Below are 17,077 nucleotides of genomic sequence, written 5' to 3' on the forward strand. Positions count from 1 at the left end.
GGACGCACCCGGACACGGGGCGGGGAGGGCGCCGGGCCCGGCGCCCTCCCCTTCCGTTCCGGGGTCCCCGTGTCCCGCCGCGCACGGCCGGCACGACCGCGCGGCCTGTCGGCTTTGCTCGCCTTACGGGCCTTTGCGGGCGGCTGCTGCGATTCGCGGGACACTGGGGCAGACTAGCCGCGTCGGGCGAAGCGCGGGAAGGCCGACACGCCCGCGTACACGGCGGCGTCCTCCAGCAGTTCCTCGATCCGCAACAGCTGGTTGTACTTGGCGACCCGCTCGCTGCGCGCCGGGGCACCGGTCTTGATCTGTCCGGCGTTGGTGGCCACCGCGATGTCGGCGATGGTGGTGTCCTCGGTCTCGCCGGAGCGGTGGCTGATCATCGCCGTGTAACCGCTGCGCTGGGCCAGCGCGACGGCGTCCAGGGTCTCGGTGAGGGTGCCGATCTGGTTGACCTTGACCAGCAGCGAGTTGGCGGTGCCCTCCCCGATGCCGCGGGCCAGCCGCTCGGGGTTGGTCACGAACAGGTCGTCGCCGACCAGCTGGACCTTGTCGCCGATGTCGTCGGTGAGCTTCTTCCAGCCGTCCCAGTCCTCCTCGTCGAGGGGGTCCTCGATGGAGACCAGCGGGTAGTCCGCGACCAGCTCGGCGTAGTAGGCGGACATCTCCGCGGAGGTGCGCGGCTTGCCCTCGAACGTGTAGACACCGTCGGCGTACAGCTCGGAGGCGGCGACGTCCAGGGCCAGCGCGATGTCGGTGCCCGGCGTGTAACCGGCCTTCTCGATCGCCTCGACGATGAGGTCGAGGGCGGCGCGGTTGCTCTCCAGGTTCGGCGCGAAGCCGCCCTCGTCGCCGACGCCGGTGGCCAGGCCGTGCGCCTTGAGGACCGACTTCAGGGAGTGGTAGACCTCGGTGCCCCAGCGCAGCGCCTCCGAGAAGGTGCTCGCCCCGATGGGGGCGACCATGAACTCCTGGATGTCGACGTTGCTGTCGGCGTGCGCGCCACCGTTGAGGATGTTCATCATCGGCACGGGCAGCACGTGCGCGTTCGGACCGCCGATGTAACGGAACAGGGGGAGTTCGGCCTCGTCGGCGGCCGCACGGGCCACGGCCAGGGAGGCGCCCAGGATCGCGTTGGCGCCGAGCCGGGACTTGTCGGGGGTGCCGTCGAGCTCGATGAGCGCGCGGTCGACGAGGCGCTGGTCGTCGGGGGCGAAGCCGTGCAGCTCGTTGGCGATCTCGTCGTTGACGGCCGCGACGGCCTTGGTCACGCCCTTGCCGCCGTAGCGGTCGCCGCCGTCACGGAGCTCGACGGCCTCGAACCGGCCGGTGGAGGCACCGCTGGGCACACCGGCGCGCCCGATGATGCCGTCGTCGAGCATGACCTCGACCTCGACGGTCGGGTTTCCGCGGGAGTCGAGGATCTCTCGCGCCTGTACTGCCTCGATGGACGCCAAGGTCTGTCTCCGTCTCTTCGGTGTTCTTCGGTTTCTCGGAACCGCTGTTCCAGGACCCGACAACGAGACTAGCGACCCGCTTCGGGTGTGAGCGCGCCCACCCTGCGAAATTGGTCTAGTCCATACCGGGCGTTCTCCCGCCCGTCCCCTCCAACAGCGCGGCCGTGGCGATCGCGACGGCCCGTCGACGGTGCTCCGGGGCCTCCGCGGACGGGATCAGGACGGCGACGTCCCGAATGCCGCCCAGGGCCATGACGACGCCCATCCTGGCGGGCATCCCCGCGTTCTCACCCACCAGCACGGCCTCAAGCCGGCGCCGCCAACCGGCGACCTCGTCGACCAGTCCGATCCGGGTCAGGGACGCCAGGTCGTTGATCAGGGCCGTCATGAGGACGCCGTGGCGCACACAGAGGTCGAAGTAGACGCCCAGGACCTCGTCGGGCGCGTTGGGGGCGGTCGCGTCCAGTCCGCCGAGGAAGTCCTCCATGTCCCGCTCCAGGGGGTCGACCAGGGCCCGGAGCAGGTCCTCCTTGGAGCGGAAGTGGTAGTAGAGCGCGGCCTTGGTGATGTTCAGCCGCTCGGCGATCTCGCGCAGGCTCGTCTTCTCGTAGCCCTGCCTGCGGAAGAGGTCCAAGGCCGCTCCTCGGATCTCGGCCTTGGTGTCCCCGTGCGTTCTGGGCACCGATGTCCCTCCTCGTTCTCCCGCCACCCGGTGCGACGGGCCCCTCCCCGACCTTCCGGCCGGTAGGTCGCCTGACGGCCGGTCCTCCACCGTGGAGGGCGCGGCGCCTTCCGCCGCACCCCCGTGGAGGACCTCCACGACCGCCGTGCGCGACGTCCCGATCTCCGGCGCGGACGTCGCCGGACCCGCCCTCGCCCACCGGCCGCACCACCACGGCGACCTGGTCGCACGCCCCCGCACCGGCCGCCTACGGGGCCCGGACGCGGCCCTCGGGTCCCGCGCCCCGGGACACGTGGACGCTCACCCGCCGACGGGCACGGCACCGGGCCCCACGGCCCGACGCCCCCTCATGCGGTGGCCGCCCAGTAGGACCGCCACTCCCCCTCCGACAGACCACGGGGATCGCGACCGTCGGCCCGTGCCGCCGCCTCGGCCGCCCGCACGTGCGCGTCGAAGCGCCTGGCCGCCGCCCGTAGGTCGGTCTCGGCGTCACGGTCGCGATCGCGTTCGGCGGCCACCGCCGCGAACAGCCCCCCGCCCTCACCGCCGTCGTCCCCCACCAGATCCGCGGGGAAACCGTTGCGCACCGCACGTCCCTGCACCTCGGCCGCCAACATCACGGCCGGTTGGGCGAAGGGCACCCCGTCCAGGACGGAGACCTCCTCGGCGCCACCCCTCGCCTCGGCCTTGGCGGCCCGCTCGGCGGCCTTGATGGCCTCCCAGTTGGACCACACCTCATCGGTGCCCGACACCTCCACCCCACCGAACACGTGCGGATGGCGACGGGTCATCTTGTCGATGATGGCGTCGGCGACGTCGTCGACCGTGAACCGCTCCGGGTCCCCCTCGGGGCGTTCGGCCGCGATCGCCGCGTGGAACACGACCTGCAACAGCACGTCGCCGAGCTCCTCGCGCAACAGCGCGACGTCGCCCTCCTCGATGGTCTCCAGGGTCTCGTAGGCCTCCTGGATGAGGTACTTCGCCAGACTCTCGTGGGTCTGGCTCCGGTCCCAGGGGCACGTGCGGCGCAGGGTGTCCATCACCTCGACCAGGCGCAGCAGACGGTGCCCGACGGGCTGGGGTTCGATCATGCGTCGTGTCCTCGTGTCCTCGTGTCCGTGTCTCGGGGGTTACGGGGGGCGCCGAATCCGGGAAGGGGGCTCAGTGGTCCTGCTCGGGCAGCCAGCCGCCCGCGCGCAGCGCCGACAGCACCACCGCCACCGAATCGGCCGGGTCGGTGTCCACGGTGTCCACCACCAGGTCGGCGTCGACGGGCTCCTCATAGGGATCGGAGATCCCGGTGAACTCGGGGATCTCCCCCGCCCGCGCCTTGGCGTACAGGCCCTTGCGGTCGCGAGCCTCGCACACCTCCAGCGGGGTCGCCACGTGCACCAGGAAGAAGTCGCCGCCCGCCTCCTCCGCCAGCGCCCGCACCTCGGCCCGCCCACGGGCGTACGGGGCGATCGGCGCGCACACCGTCACCCCGCCGTGCCGACCGATCTCGGCGGCCACGTACCCGATACGGCGGATGTTCAGCTCCCGGTCCTGACGGGAGAACGTCAACCCGTGCGACAGCATGCGCCGCACCACGTCACCGTCGAGCAGCGTCACCGACCGCCCCGACCGCCGGATCCCCTCGCGCACACCGCGCGCGATCGTCGACTTGCCCGACCCCGACAGACCGGTGAAGAACACGGTCAGACCCCGCCGGGTACGCGCCGGCCGCAACCGGGCCAGCTCCGCGCCCACCCGGGCCGGGGTGAACCACACCGGCAGCTCACGCCCGTGCGCCAGCTCCTCCTCCACCTCGTCGTCGGTCAGGTCGCGGCGGGCACGCGCCGGATCCACCCGGGTCAACGACTCCCACAGCCCCTCGTCGGCGTCGTACCGCCACGGTTCGGGGTCCAACACCGTCACCGGCGGGCGTCGGGCCATGACCCGTTCCACGTCCGGTCCCCGCTCCCCGGCCTCCACCATCAGGTGGGTGGCCCCGTGGGCGGCGGCCACGTGCGCCGCCAGCAGGACCGTCCGGTCGTTCCACGGGCCTCCGAACGGCCCGCTCACGCGGTCCGCCGCGCGCGGCAACGTGCACACCACGAAGGAGGTGCGCGGCGGCAGCAGGGGCCGGGCCGCGAGCACCGCCGCCGTCATCCCCTCCTCCTCCAGGCCGGTGTCGATGAGGACGAGCACCTCGGCCCGGTCCGCCTCCACTCCCGGGGCCCGACCGAGCGCCTCGGCCTCCGCCCGGATCTGGTGCAGGGCCCGGTGATGCAGGGGCCGGTCGGTGACCACGGCCAGCAGCGGGCCGGACGACCCCCGTTCCAGCTCGCGACGGGCGCGCACCTCCGCCGGGGTCGCCCGCAACTCGCGCAGCACACCGTAGGTGGGCGGCCGCAGCAGCGACACGTCGCCCGCCAGGTGAAACCGCCCCCGGTCGTCCTCCCAACGCTCGGCGACCACCAGCTCGGCCAGCGGGGCGCCCTCGGGGTCGGTGAGGACCACAGTGTCGGTGTCGGCGGTGAAGTCGGCCGGGACGGGGAGGGTGACCGGAACCGGCCAGGGCCGCCAGTCGGGCAGCCGACCGCTCCGCTCCACCGACACGGCCTGCTCACGTGTCATGAAACCCGGCAGCGGGTAGGCCCCGCTGAGGATCAGTTCCAGGTGGGCGAGCGCGTCCGGACCTGGGGTGAAGACCGGTGCGTCCGGCCGACCCACGGCCCCGTCCGACGCACTCCCACGCCTCTCGGCACTCACCACGCGCTTCCTCTCCCACGGTCCCATCGGAGTTCACCGAAATCGCCACTAGCGTATGCCCGACCCGTTCCAGGAGACCGCGCCGAACCGCTCCGAACGGAATACCGGCAGGTCATGAGAGGTTCCCATGAAGGCACCGCCCGGTCCGCCCGGAGACGGTCCGCACCCGCCACGGAGCCGGAACCCACCACCGTCCGTCCACACCCCGCCCGCGCGCGAGCCCCGGACTCGATAGTCTGAACATGTCTGAACAGACCTGGGCGGCGCCTCCTGTCCGTGCCGCCGCCCCCTCACCGTGCAGGCCGCGAACATCCGCCTGAACCGGACCTTCTTCTTCCTTTCTTTGGTGCTATGAGCCTCATTGGACTTCTCGCCGACGTCTCCCGGGACCCGGCACTGCACAGCGCGATCGAGACCGCCCGCGGCGGCCACGATCCCCACCTCGACCTCGTCGCCCCGGCGGCCCTGCGCCCCTTCATGGTGGGCGCGCTGGCCGCCGACGGCCCCGTGGGCGCGGGACGACCGGTGCTCGCCATCACCGCCACCGAGCGGGAGGCCATCGACCTCGCCGACGCCCTGGGGTCACTGCTGCCCGAGAACTCCGTGGCGTCGTTCCCGGCGTGGGAGACCCTGCCGCACGAACGACTGTCCCCACGCTCGGACACCGTCGGCCAACGCCTCGCGGTCCTGCGCAGACTGGCCCACCCCGACCCCTCCGACCCGCTGACCATGCCGCTGCGGGTCATCGTCGCGCCCGTGCGCGGCGTGCTCCAGCCGTTGGTGGCCGGGCTGGGCGACCTGGAGCCGGTGCGGGTCCGCCCCGGCGACGAGATCGCCCTGCAAGACGTGGTCCGGGCCTTGGCCGACACCGGTTACTCCCGGGTGGACCTGGTGGAGAAACGCGGCGACATGGCCGTGCGCGGCGGCATCCTCGACGTGTTCCCGCCCACCGAGGAACACCCGCTGCGCCTGGAGTTCTGGGGCGACAACGTCGAGGACATCCGCTACTTCCAGGTCGCCGACCAACGGTCCATCACCGCCGGAGAGGGCGCCGGTGACCACGGCGACGCCGCATCCGGGCTGTTCGCGCCGCCCTGCCGGGAACTGCTGCTCACCGACACGGTGCGCGAGCGCGCCCGGGCCCTGGCCGCGGCACACCCGTCGCTGGCGGAGACCCTCACCAAGATGGCCGACGGCGTGGCGGTGGAGGGCATGGAGGCGTTCGCCCCCGTGCTCGCCGAGCGAATGGAACCGCTGCTGGAACTACTGCCCGAGGGCGCGATGGTGGTCGGCTGCGACCCCGAGCGCATCCGCACCCGTGCCGTGGAACTGGAGGCCACCAGCGCCGAGTTCCTCGACGCCTCCTGGATCAACGCCGCGTCCGGCGGCGAGGCCCCCATCGACCTGGGCGCCTCCGCGTACATGTCCATCGCCGACCTGCGCTCCATCGCCGCCGAACAGGACCTTCCCTGGTGGGGCCTGACCCCGTTCAGCGCGGGCGAGGGCGCGAGCACCGAAGAGGACGACGCGGTGGTGGTGGGCGCGGTGCCCGCCGAGTCCTACCGAGGCGACACCGAGCGCGCTCTGGCCGACATCAAGGGCTGGCTGCACGACAACTGGAGTGTCGTCCTGGTCACCCAGGGACACGGGCCCGCCGAGCGGTTCGTGGCGATGCTGCGCGACGCGGGGCTGGGCGCCCACCTGGTCGAGGACCTGACCGAACCGCCCGCGCCGGCCGTCGCCACCGTGACGACCGGACTGGTGGACCACGGTTTCCTCCTGCGCACCGTGCACACCGTGGTGCTCACCGAGACCGACCTGGCCGGACAGAAGTCCTCCACCCGCGACATGCGGCGCATGCCCAGCCGACGCAAGGGCACGGTCGACCCGCTCCAGCTCAAGCCCGGCGACTACGTGGTGCACGAACAGCACGGTGTGGGCCGCTACCTGGAGATGGTCAGCCGCCAGATCCAGGGCGCCACACGCGAGTACCTGCTCATCGAGTACGCGCCCTCCAAACGCGGCCAACCCGGTGACCGCCTGTTCGTGCCCACCGACCAGCTGAGCGAGGTCACCCGGTACGTCGGCGGCGACGCGCCCACGCTGTCCAAGATGGGCGGCGCCGAGTGGAGCAAGGCCAAGAGCCGCGCCCGCAAGGTGGTCCGCGAGATCGCCGGCGACCTCATCCGGCTGTACTCGGCGCGCCAGGCCTCGCCCGGGCACGCCTTCGGCCCCGACACCCCGTGGCAGCGGGAACTGGAGGACGCCTTCCCCTACGTGGAGACGCCCGACCAGCTCGCCGCCATCGAGGAGGTCAAGAAGGACATGGCCCGGTCGGTCCCCATGGACCGGTTGATCTGCGGCGACGTCGGCTACGGCAAGACGGAGGTCGCGGTGCGCGCCGCCTTCAAGGCGGTGCAGGACGGCAAGCAGGTGGCACTGCTGGTGCCCACGACCCTGCTGGTGCAGCAGCACCTGTCCACGTTCACCGAGCGGTACGCGTCGTTCCCGGTGACGGTCAAGCCGATGTCGCGGTTCCAGACGGACACGGAGGTGGAACTGACGAGGGAGGGGCTGCGCAACGGCGAGGTCGACGTGGTCATCGGAACCCACCGACTGCTGTCGTCCGAGACCCGCTTCAAGGACCTGGGCCTGGTCATCATCGACGAGGAGCAGAGGTTCGGCGTCGAGCACAAGGAGTCGCTGAAGCGGCTGCGCACCCAGGTGGACGTGCTCGCGATGTCGGCGACCCCGATCCCGCGCACCCTGGAGATGGGGTTGACGGGCATCCGGGAGATGACCACCATCCTCACCCCGCCGGAGGAGCGCCACCCGGTGCTGACGTTCGTGGGGCCGTACGAGGACAAGCAGATCACCGCGGCGATCCGCCGGGAGCTGATGCGCGAGGGCCAGGTGTTCTTCGTGCACAACCGGGTGGCGTCCATCGACAAGGTCGCCGCCGACATCCAGCGGCTGGTCCCCGAGGCGCGGGTCGCCTACGCCCACGGCCAGATGAACGAGCAGCAGCTCGAAAAGGTCATGGTGGACTTCTGGGAGAAGAACTTCGACGTACTGGTCTCCACGACCATCGTCGAGTCCGGGCTGGACGTGCCCAACGCCAACACCCTGATCGTGGACCGCGCCGACAATTACGGATTGTCACAGCTGCACCAGCTGCGGGGACGCGTGGGGCGGGGGCGCGAGCGCGCCTACGCGTACTTCCTGTACTCGCAGGACAAGCCGCTCACCGAGATGGCCTACGAGCGGTTGGCGACGGTCGCCCAGCACACGGAGACGGGTGCGGGCATGTACGTGGCGATGAAGGACCTGGAGATCCGGGGCGCGGGCAACATCCTGGGCGCGGAGCAGTCGGGAACGATCGCCGGGGTCGGCTTCGACCTGTACGTGCGCATGGTGGGCGAGGCCGTCGCCGAGCTCAAGGGCGACGGCGGCCAGGGCGCGGTCGAGGAGACCGAGACCCGGGTGGAACTGCCGGTCAACGCGCACATCCCGCACGACTACGTGCCGGGGGAGCGACTGCGGTTGCAGGCCTACAAGCGGATCGCGGGCGTCACGTGCGAGGAGGACGTGCTGGCCGCCTACGAGGAGTTGACGGACCGGTACGGCGCCCCGCCGCAACCGGTGGACAACCTCATGGCGGTGGCCCGCTTCCGGGTGCTGGCACGATCGGCCGGGTTGCAGGACGTGGTGTTGCAGGGCAACCAGATCCGGTTCACGCCGGTGGACCTGAGGGAGTCGCAGGAGCTGCGGCTGCGGCGCATGTACCCGAAGTCGCTGCTCAAGGAGATCACGCGCACGTTGTTGGTGCCGGTGCCCAAGGCGGGCGGCATGGGCGGCAAGCCGCTGCGCGACCTGGAGCTGTTGGCGTGGTGCTCGGAACTGGTCACGGCGATCTTCGAACCGGGTAAGCGCAAGCCGCCGATCCCGAACGACTGAGAGGCCCGTTCGCGGGGCCGTCCCCCACGGGGGGGCGGCCCCGCGTCGCATGTCGGGGGTCGTCGACGATGACGGCGGGCGGCAACGGACGTTCCGCGTCGAGGGGAGGCCCCGCGCGTCGCGGACGGCGATCCGGGCATCGGGCCGGGGCTCAGTTCCGGGGGGTCTCGACCTCCTCGGGGTCGGCCTCGTAGGTGATGCCGTACAGGTCCTCGGAGTCCTCCTCGGCGGGTCCGCGACGCCACCACCGGGGGCGTTCGGCCCGCTCCCGGCGCCGCCGCTCGCGCTCGGCCGCCTTGGCGGCCTTGCGGGCCGCCTTGGCCTCGTCGCGCTCGCGGCGCTCCCGCTCTCGACTCTCGCGCTCCTCCTCCACGGAGGGCGCCGCCTCCTCGGGGACCGGGGTGTCCCGTGCGGCCTCCTCCGGCGGGTCCTCCCGAGGGCGCAGCGGCGTGACGGTGGCCAACCCCTTGCCGACGGGGACGTCGACGGGCAACTCCACCGCCGGGCGGGGTTCCGCGGGTGCCTCGGTCTCGGGCCTCTCCGCCGCGGGCTTCTCGGCCGTCCCGGCCTCCGCCGTGGCGAGCCCGGCCCGGGTGTACCACCAGTTCGCGACCCAGGCCGCGATCGCCGCCGCCAGTCCGACCTCCAGGGCGGCCACCAGACCCACCTGCCAGGCCGACGGTCCGACGTCGGACAACCGCTGCCCGCCCAGGGATCCCCCGGCGAGCGCGCCCAGGGCCGCGCACAGCAGACCCGTGGTCACCCCGCACACGAACCCCCACAGCGGAGCGGCCTCGCTCACCAGGTCCGGGGCACTGCGCTGGGTGAGCGCACCGCCCACCGCGCCGGCGACGAACGGCACCAGCAGCGCCGACAACGACACCACCGGTGCCGCCCCGTTCTCCGGCAGGGCCGCCAGCATCGGCAGCATCGGCAACGGGCCCACCGACACCCCGGTCGGCGCCACCACCGTCATCTCCCCCACCGCGAACCCCGGGCCCAGGGCGTAGCAGACCGCGAACACCACGGCGTTGGGCAGGTAGGCGAGCTGGATGAGGATCAGCAACACCCCGCCCACCCAGCCCGGACCCAACAGGCGGGTGGTCTCCACCGCCTCGGGCAGGCTCACCGCCAACGCGATCGTGAACAGCAGGAGCCCACCGAGCAGAAGGGTCCCGGTCGAGGCCAGCATCCCCACGAGGAGCGAGCGCGAACGGGCCGGCATCAATCCCAACAGGTCCCGGGCCACCACGCCCTTGTCACGCATCAGCTGGCGCAGGACGCCCAGCCCGCCGGCCAGGAACGCGATGACGAACCCCATGAGCAGCGCGCGCGGCATGCTCGGCTCCACCGCGTCGGTGCGGGCCAGCAGCGCGAGCGTTCCGGCGATCGCCGCGTAGGGCCCGGCGATCGCGGTCGCCGCCCGGTGCACGTGCCGCAGCCGGGCGATCTCGCAGTTGCGGGCCACCCACCGGCCCGACCGGTACAGCAGCAGCCCCGGCAGCAGCACGAAGCCGAGGGGGAGCAGGCTGATCTCCCCGTCGGGCACGGAGAACGACACGTGGTGGCCGACGAGCCAGGCCAGCACCGCCCCTTGCAACAGGTCGACGATCTCCTCGCCGAACGTGTCGTGGGGCGCGGCCACCCAACCGATCATCGTGAGGGTGACGATGATCGCCAATCCGATACCGGCGGCGGTCGCGGCGGCCACACCACCGGTGGAGTAGATCGGCCGTGGCGCTTCGGGGGGAGATCCTGGCGTGCTCACCCGACTTATGCTGCCAGGGACGGGAATGCTCCGCGCCATCCCCACCCGGGCGTGTCGTACTTCCCCGTCCCGGTGGAACCGCCTGGCCGGAATGCCCGTCGTACCATGAGAGACCGGATCGTTCCCCCGCTCGAATGGACGCCCATGGCAGGCCCAGAACCCGCTTCCTACCGCCTCTCCGACGGCGAACGCGACGAGGCGCTGGAGTCACTGCGCACCGCGGTCCAAGAAGGCCGGCTCACCCTCGACGAACACGAGGAGCGCTCCGCGACGGCCCTGCGCGCCGTCACCAACCTGGACCTGGTCCCCCTGTTCGAGGATCTGCCCGACCACCTGCGCCCGCGCCCGGCCGCCCTGGCCGTACCCGCCTCCGAGTCCGGGCCCGTCGACCTGGCCGCGACCGCGGCGAAGGTCGCGAGAAAGAAGAAGAAGGACGGCGACAACCTCGCCGGCGTGCTGGGATGGGGCGGTTTCCTGCTGTTCGTGTGGGGCGTCCCCACGTTCGTCTCCGGGAACATCACCGCCATCAGCGTCTTCCTCGGCTTCTTCTGCCTGATGGTGGTCCCCGGTCTCATCACCGCCGTCGCCCGCCGCCACCGTCGGCAGAACCCCGGCCCCGGCGAGGTCACCCGGGGATGATCCCGGGAACGGCGACGGCCCCGCCCACCCGGAGGTGGAACGGGGCCGTGACGACCGTCGGGACTAGAACAGCTCGCGCACCAGCTTGGCGGTCTCGCTGGGGGTCTTGCCGACCTTGACGCCGGCGGCCTCCAGGGCCTCCTGCTTGGCGGCGGCCGTACCGGAGGAACCGGAGACGATGGCACCGGCGTGGCCCATGGTCTTGCCCTCCGGGGCGGTGAAGCCCGCGACGTAGCCGACGACCGGCTTGGTCACGTTCTCCTTGATGAACGCGGCCGCGCGCTCCTCGGCGTCGCCGCCGATCTCACCGATCATCACGATCACGTCGGTGTCCGGGTCGGCCTCGAAGGCCGCCAGGGCGTCGATGTGGGTGGTACCGATGATGGGGTCGCCACCGATGCCGACGGCGGAGGAGAAGCCGATGTCGCTCAGCTCGTACATCATCTGGTAGGTCAGCGTGCCCGACTTCGACACCAGACCGATGCGACCCGGCTTGGTGATCGTGGCCGGGATGATGCCGGCGTTGGACTGACCCGGGGTGATGAGACCGGGGCAGTTCGGGCCGATGATGCGGGTCTTGTTCCCCTTGGACTGGGCGTAGGCCCAGAACTCGGCGGTGTCGTGCACCGGGATGCCCTCGGTGATGACGACGGCCAGACCGATCTCGGCGTCGATGGCCTCGACGACGGCGTCCTTGGTGAACTTCGGCGGAACGAAGATCACGGTGACGTCGGCGCCGGTCGCCTCGATGCCCTCGGCGACGGAGCCGAACACCGGCACCTCGGCGCCGTCGAAGTCGACCTTCTGGCCGGCCTTGCGCGGGTTCACGCCACCGACGATGTTGGTGCCGGACGCGAGCATGCGGCGGGTGTGCTTGGTGCCCTCAGAGCCTGTCATGCCCTGAACGAGGACCTTGCTGTCCTTGGTGAGGAAGATGGCCATGGTGTGTCGGTCCCCCTACTTAGCCGCGAGCTCGGCGGCCTGCGCGGCGGCGCCGTCCATCGTGTCGACCTGTCGCACCGCCGGGTGGGCGCGATCGGTGAGGATCTGGCGGCCCAGTTCGGCGTTGTTGCCGTCCAGTCGGACGACCAGCGGCTTGGTGACGTCCTCGCCACGTTCTTCGAGCAGTTCCAGGGCCTGGACGATGCCGTTGGCGACGGCGTCGCAGGCGGTGATGCCACCGAAGACGTTCACGAAGACGCTCTTGACGGCCGGGTCACCGAGGATGATCTCAAGACCGTTGGCCATGACCTCGGCGGAGGCGCCGCCACCGATGTCGAGGAAGTTGGCGGGCTTGACGCCGCCGAAGTCCTCACCGGCGTAGGCGACCACGTCGAGGGTCGACATGACCAGACCGGCACCGTTACCGATGATGCCGACCTCGCCGTCGAGCTTGACGTAGTTGAGGCCCTTCTCCTTGGCGGCGACCTCCAGGGGGTCACCCTCCTCGGGAACGGCGAGGCTCTCCAGGTCCTGGCGGAACTCGGCGTTCTCGTCCAGGGTGACCTTGCCGTCCAGGGCGACGACGCGGCCGTCCTTGGTGAGGATGAGCGGGTTGACCTCGACGAGCGTCGCGTCCTTGCCGACGAAGGCCTTCCACAGCTTGGTGACGACCTCGGTCGCGCCGGCGACGGCGGCCTCGGGGAGGCGACCGGCCTTGACGATCTCCGCCGCGACGGCCTCGGGGGCCCCGGTCAGCGGATCGATCGCGATCTTGGCGACGGCGTCGGGGTCGGTCTCGGCGACCTCCTCGATCTCCACGCCGCCTTCGGCGGAGCAGATCGAGAGGAAGTTCCGGTTGGCCCGGTCCAGCAGGAAGGAGAAGTAGTACTCCTCCGCGATGTCGGAGGCCTCTTCGACCAGGACACGATGGACCGTGTGGCCCTTGATGTCCATGCCGAGGATCTGCTCGGCCTTGGCCTGAGCGTCCTCGGGGCCCTCGGCGACCTTCACGCCACCGGCCTTACCGCGACCGCCGGTCTTGACCTGCGCCTTGACGACGACGCGGGGCTTGCCGGCAGCGGCGAACTCATCGGCGATCGCACGTGCCTCGGCGGCCGTGCTCGCCACCTTCCCCTGGGGTACGGGAACCCCGTACTCTGCGAAGAGTTGCTTCGCCTGGTATTCGAACAGGTCCACGAGGGTCCGTCCTTGTAACTCGCTGGCTCAGGATGTCTACCGGGGTGGCCTCGTCCGGATCCGGCTGTGACCACTGATGCGTGTCACACGACGCGGGCGCCCCGGTGGGGCGAGCCGTCTACAGAGATCGAGATCGCCGCGGCGTCTTAGCCACCCGCGACATGCACAAAGCCTAGTCGCCCGAGATCCGACCGCCGGACACCGGGGGCGCTTTCCCCGAGCGTCCCACCCCGCCGAACGCCGCACACGCGGCCCTGGAGGGATCCCCCATGGGAAAATCTGTGACCAGCGCCACGCTCTATAACACCCCGAAGGCGACCATTGGTCCCGGAATGGCACGGAACGGGCGTGCGATGAACATCACGCCGCCCCTCAGGCGGCGTGCGCGGGACGTACGTTCTCCTTCACCCACGCGGCGATCTCCGCCGTCGGGGCGCCGGGTGTGAAGATCTTCGCGACCCCCAGCCGCTCCAGCTCCTGGATGTCCTCGTCCGGGATGATCCCGCCACCGAACACCCGGATGTCCTGCGCGTCGTTCTCCCGCAGCAGTTCCAGCACCCGGGAGAACATGGTCATGTGCGCCCCCGACAGCACCGACAGGCCGATCGCGTCGGCGTCCTCCTGGAGGGCGGCCGCCACGATCATCTCCGGCGTCTGCCGCAACCCCGTGTAGATGACCTCGACACCGGCGTCGCGCAGCACTCGGGCGACGATCTTCACTCCACGGTCGTGTCCGTCCAGCCCCGGTTTGGCGACGACGACCCGTGCTGCACCAGCCATGGTCCAACCCCTCACGGCCCCTTGTGAGGACCCTTGTGCGAGAACATTCCGATGGTGTGAAGAGTAACCCAGGTCACTGCCGATGACCGGGCGCGGGGACGGGTATCGTCCGGAACATGACACAGCAACAGGACCTCGATCGGCTCGACACCGATGAGCTGCGCGAGCGCGCCGTCGAACTGGCACGTCAACAGTGGGACCTGCGCTTCTTCTGGAAGCTGCTCGGACTCATCCCCGCCGCCCAGGCCATCGCCGGCAACCAGGAGGCGAGCGACGCCAGCGTCGCCCAGCTCTCCGGATTCGTGTACGAGGCGCTGTCCGCGGAGAACGACCCCGAGGTCCAAGAGGCACTGCGCCCCGTCTACATCGACTACCTGCGCGAGCGGGAGTGACGCCCGGCGGGGCATGAGAACGGCACTCACACCGGCCTGACCGCGATGTCCGAAAACCGCCGGTCCGGACGCCCGGGATCGGCGACCATGGAGTCGTGATGGACGACGACCAGCGCTACCGCGCCGTACACGGCAGGGACTCCCGTTTCGACGGGATGTTCTACATCGCCGTGCGAACGACCGGGATCTACTGCCGACCGAGTTGCCCCGCGCGCACCCCGAAGCGGGAGAACGTCGTGTTCCACCCGACCGCCGCGGCCGCCCAGGAGGCGGGATTCCGGGCCTGCAAGCGCTGCCGCCCCGAAACGACCCCCGGCTCACCCGAGTGGAACATCCGCGCCGACGTCGTGGGCCGCGCGATGCGGCTCATCCAGGACGGAGCCGTGGACCGCGGCGGCGTCGGCGCCCTGGCCGACGCGATCGGCTACAGCGAACGCCAGCTCAACCGGCTGCTCACCGGCGAACTCGGCGCCGGCCCGCTGGCCCTGGCCCGCACCGAACGGGCCCGGACGGCGCGCACGCTCGTGGAGACCACCGACATGCCGATGACCGACATCGCGTTCGCGTCCGGGTTCTCCAGCGTGCGTCAGTTCAACGAGACCATGCGGGCCGTGTTCGACCGGGCTCCCGGCGAGATGCGCGGCTGCCGGACCGCCCGCGGCGACTCCGGGACGATCACGCTCCGTCTCGCCTACCGGGAGCCCATCGACCTGGAGCGGGCCCTGAGGTTCCTGGGCACCCGCGCCGTCCCGGGCATCGAGGAGTACCGCGACGGCGTGTACCGGCGCACCCTTCCGCTGCCGCACGGCCCCGGCACGGTGGAACTGTCGGCCGGCCCGGGGCACGCGGTGTGCCGACTGCGCCTGGCCGACACCCGCGACCTGACCGGGGCGGTGCGCCGCTGCCGCCGCCTGCTCGACCTGGACGCCGATCCGCAGGCGGTCGCCGAGGTGTTCGCCGCCGACGCCCTGCTCGGTCCGCTCGCCGCCCGGTTCCCGGGGCTGCGCTCCCCGGGCCACACCGACCCGGCCGAACTGGCCGTGCGCGCGGTGCTGGGCCAGCAGATCTCCGTGGCCGCGGCGCGCACGCTCGCCGGCCGCCTCGTCGAGGGGTACGGGACACCGCTCGCACCGGCCCTGCGCACCGGCGGCCTCACCCACCTGTTCCCGGCCCCGGACGTCCTGGCCACCCTCGACCCGGAGGGCCTGCCCATGCCCCGACGCCGCGCCGCGACCCTGGTCGGCCTGAACGACGCCATCGCCTCCGGCCGCGTCGACCTGGGCCCGGGCTGCGACCGCGACGCCACCGAGCACCGCCTGTTGGAACTCCCCGGCATCGGACCGTGGACCGCCGCCTACGTGCGCATGCGCGGCCTGGGCGATCCGGACGTGTTCCTGGGCACCGACCTCGGGGTGAAGAAGGCCCTCACCGGCACCCCCGACGACAAGACCTGGAGCCCGTGGCGATCGTACGCCACCCACCTCCTGTGGGCCTCACTGTGAAGGACACGGAGACCGACGACGTGGAGATGAACACGGATATGGACATGCTGCCCTTCGACATCGAGATGCCCGCACCCGCGCGCGGCACCCCCGTGGTGCTCATGCGACCCACCCCCGGCCCGACCCGGTACACCACCATGGACTCCCCGCTCGGGGAGCTGACCCTGTACGGCGACGGGAAGGCCCTGGGCGGCGTGCTCACCCCGGCCAAGGACGGAAGGGAACGGCACGTTCCCACCGACTGGATCCGGGAGGACGGCGACACGGGCGTGCTCGCCGACGCGATCACCCAACTGCGCGCCTATTTCACGGGGGAACTGAGGGATTTCGACCTTCCGCTGGCACCGGCGGGCACCGATTGGCAGCGGCAGGTGTGGTCCGCGCTCACCACCATCCCTTACGGCGAGACCGCCGGTTACGGTGAACTCGCCCGCGAGATCGGGCGTCCCACCGCCTCCCGGGCGGTCGGCATGGCCAACGGGCGCAACCCCATCAGCATCATCGTCCCCTGCCACCGCGTCATCGGCGCCGACGGCACCCTCACGGGGTACGCGGGCGGACTGGAACGCAAGAGGTTCCTGCTGGCATTGGAGTCCCGGGGTGCGTGAGCACAGGTGAACTCCTCGACCATCGACGTTCCGGGCCACGGTCGTAAGACGTCCGCTCCCGCACGACCCCGGGGAAGTTGCTGCTTCCCTTCGACCCCGGTGGTCGGCCCCGGACCTAAAGCGCGAACCCCCGCCCGACCACCACGACCCAGCCGAGCACGAAAAAAGCACCCCCCACCCCCCACCCCACACACAAAAAAAGAAGAGGGCGGCCCCCAGCCACCCCCACCCCACACCACCCCACACACAAAAAAAAGAGGGGGGCCGCCCACGGCGACCCCCCCCACACACCAACCCCACACACAGGGAAAGCCCCCCACCCCCAAAAAAAAGAGGACGGAAGGCTCTCAACCCGAAAAAAAACCGTGGCGGCAACCTACTCTCCCACCCCACCACAGG

Annotated in this window: 13 protein-coding genes; 5 read left to right on the top strand and 8 right to left on the bottom strand. The window is 71.2% G+C overall.

Annotation, left to right across the window (positions count from 1 at the left end; translation table 11 throughout):
• Positions 1–173: 173 nt before the first annotated feature.
• The 4 genes from eno to cysC form a co-directional block, all read right to left on the bottom strand.
• Positions 174–1,457 carry a phosphopyruvate hydratase gene (eno, locus tag PWG71_RS10250; protein WP_274809357.1) on the bottom strand — a complete coding sequence of 428 codons (1,284 nt, stop codon included), beginning with the start codon at positions 1,455–1,457 and terminating at the stop codon, positions 174–176.
• A gap of 115 nt (positions 1,458–1,572) precedes the next feature.
• On the bottom strand, positions 1,573–2,139 hold the full coding sequence (locus PWG71_RS10255) for a TetR/AcrR family transcriptional regulator (protein WP_274809358.1): 567 nt from the start codon (positions 2,137–2,139) through the stop codon (positions 1,573–1,575).
• 347 nt (positions 2,140–2,486) lie between these two features.
• On the bottom strand, positions 2,487–3,230 hold the full coding sequence (locus tag PWG71_RS10260; protein ID WP_274809359.1) for a MazG family protein: 744 nt from the start codon (positions 3,228–3,230) through the stop codon (positions 2,487–2,489).
• A gap of 70 nt (positions 3,231–3,300) precedes the next feature.
• On the bottom strand, positions 3,301–4,896 hold the full coding sequence (gene cysC / locus PWG71_RS10265) for an adenylyl-sulfate kinase (protein WP_274809360.1): 1,596 nt from the start codon (positions 4,894–4,896) through the stop codon (positions 3,301–3,303).
• A gap of 348 nt (positions 4,897–5,244) precedes the next feature.
• Here cysC and mfd point away from each other — a divergent pair, with 348 nt between their 5' ends.
• On the top strand, positions 5,245–8,850 hold the full coding sequence (mfd, locus tag PWG71_RS10270; protein WP_274809361.1) for a transcription-repair coupling factor: 3,606 nt from the start codon (positions 5,245–5,247) through the stop codon (positions 8,848–8,850).
• A 151-nt stretch (positions 8,851–9,001) separates the two neighbouring features.
• Here mfd and PWG71_RS10275 read toward each other — a convergent pair whose 3' ends face one another.
• Positions 9,002–10,618 carry a cell division protein PerM gene (locus PWG71_RS10275; protein WP_446724997.1) on the bottom strand — a complete coding sequence of 539 codons (1,617 nt, stop codon included), beginning with the start codon at positions 10,616–10,618 and terminating at the stop codon, positions 9,002–9,004.
• A gap of 144 nt (positions 10,619–10,762) precedes the next feature.
• On the opposite strand from PWG71_RS10275, the gene PWG71_RS10280 reads away from it, so the two are divergent.
• Positions 10,763–11,257, top strand: a complete 495-nt coding sequence (locus tag PWG71_RS10280) for a DUF1707 SHOCT-like domain-containing protein (RefSeq protein ID WP_274809362.1) — start codon at positions 10,763–10,765, stop codon at positions 11,255–11,257.
• A 63-nt stretch (positions 11,258–11,320) separates the two neighbouring features.
• Here the strand turns inward: PWG71_RS10280 and sucD are convergent, their stop codons facing one another.
• From sucD to PWG71_RS10295, 3 genes are all read right to left on the bottom strand, one after another.
• On the bottom strand, positions 11,321–12,199 hold the full coding sequence (gene sucD / locus PWG71_RS10285; RefSeq protein ID WP_274809363.1) for a succinate--CoA ligase subunit alpha: 879 nt from the start codon (positions 12,197–12,199) through the stop codon (positions 11,321–11,323).
• Positions 12,200–12,214: 15 nt separating this feature from the next.
• Positions 12,215–13,396, bottom strand: a complete 1,182-nt coding sequence (gene sucC, locus PWG71_RS10290; protein WP_274809364.1) for an ADP-forming succinate--CoA ligase subunit beta — start codon at positions 13,394–13,396, stop codon at positions 12,215–12,217.
• Positions 13,397–13,768: 372 nt separating this feature from the next.
• Positions 13,769–14,176, bottom strand: coding sequence for a cobalamin B12-binding domain-containing protein (locus PWG71_RS10295; RefSeq protein ID WP_274809365.1), 408 nt, complete (start codon positions 14,174–14,176; stop codon positions 13,769–13,771).
• Positions 14,177–14,292: 116 nt separating this feature from the next.
• Between PWG71_RS10295 and PWG71_RS10300 the strand changes: the two genes are divergently transcribed.
• The 3 genes from PWG71_RS10300 (at position 14,293) to PWG71_RS10310 (ending at position 16,678) form a co-directional block, all read left to right on the top strand.
• Entirely contained in the window at positions 14,293–14,568 is a 276-nt protein-coding gene (locus PWG71_RS10300) for a hypothetical protein (RefSeq protein WP_274809366.1), read from the top strand.
• Between the two features lie 98 nt (positions 14,569–14,666).
• Positions 14,667–16,070: an AlkA N-terminal domain-containing protein gene (locus PWG71_RS10305; protein WP_274809367.1), complete on the top strand. Its 1,404-nt coding sequence runs from the start codon at positions 14,667–14,669 to the stop codon at positions 16,068–16,070.
• A gap of 26 nt (positions 16,071–16,096) precedes the next feature.
• On the top strand, positions 16,097–16,678 hold the full coding sequence (locus tag PWG71_RS10310) for a methylated-DNA--[protein]-cysteine S-methyltransferase (RefSeq protein WP_446725002.1): 582 nt from the start codon (positions 16,097–16,099) through the stop codon (positions 16,676–16,678).
• Positions 16,679–17,077 lie beyond the last annotated feature (399 nt).

This window comes from Nocardiopsis sp. N85 (assembly GCF_028882275.1).
In the GTDB taxonomy this organism is placed as follows: Bacteria; Actinomycetota; Actinomycetes; order Streptosporangiales; family Streptosporangiaceae; genus Nocardiopsis; species Nocardiopsis lambiniae.

Excerpts from the sequence above, each read along its gene's own strand:
- PWG71_RS10300 (WP_274809366.1), top strand. The coding sequence starts at position 14,293 with ATGACACAGCAACAGGACCTCGATCGGCTCGACACCGATGAGCTGCGC.
- PWG71_RS10305 (WP_274809367.1), top strand. The coding sequence starts at position 14,667 with ATGGACGACGACCAGCGCTACCGCGCCGTACACGGCAGGGACTCCCGT.
- PWG71_RS10280 (WP_274809362.1), top strand. The coding sequence starts at position 10,763 with ATGGCAGGCCCAGAACCCGCTTCCTACCGCCTCTCCGACGGCGAACGC.
- sucD (WP_274809363.1), bottom strand. The coding sequence starts at position 12,199 with ATGGCCATCTTCCTCACCAAGGACAGCAAGGTCCTCGTTCAGGGCATG.
- PWG71_RS10295 (WP_274809365.1), bottom strand. The coding sequence starts at position 14,176 with ATGGCTGGTGCAGCACGGGTCGTCGTCGCCAAACCGGGGCTGGACGGA.
- PWG71_RS10260 (WP_274809359.1), bottom strand. The coding sequence starts at position 3,230 with ATGATCGAACCCCAGCCCGTCGGGCACCGTCTGCTGCGCCTGGTCGAG.
- mfd (WP_274809361.1), top strand. The coding sequence starts at position 5,245 with ATGAGCCTCATTGGACTTCTCGCCGACGTCTCCCGGGACCCGGCACTG.
- PWG71_RS10310 (WP_446725002.1), top strand. The coding sequence starts at position 16,097 with ATGAACACGGATATGGACATGCTGCCCTTCGACATCGAGATGCCCGCA.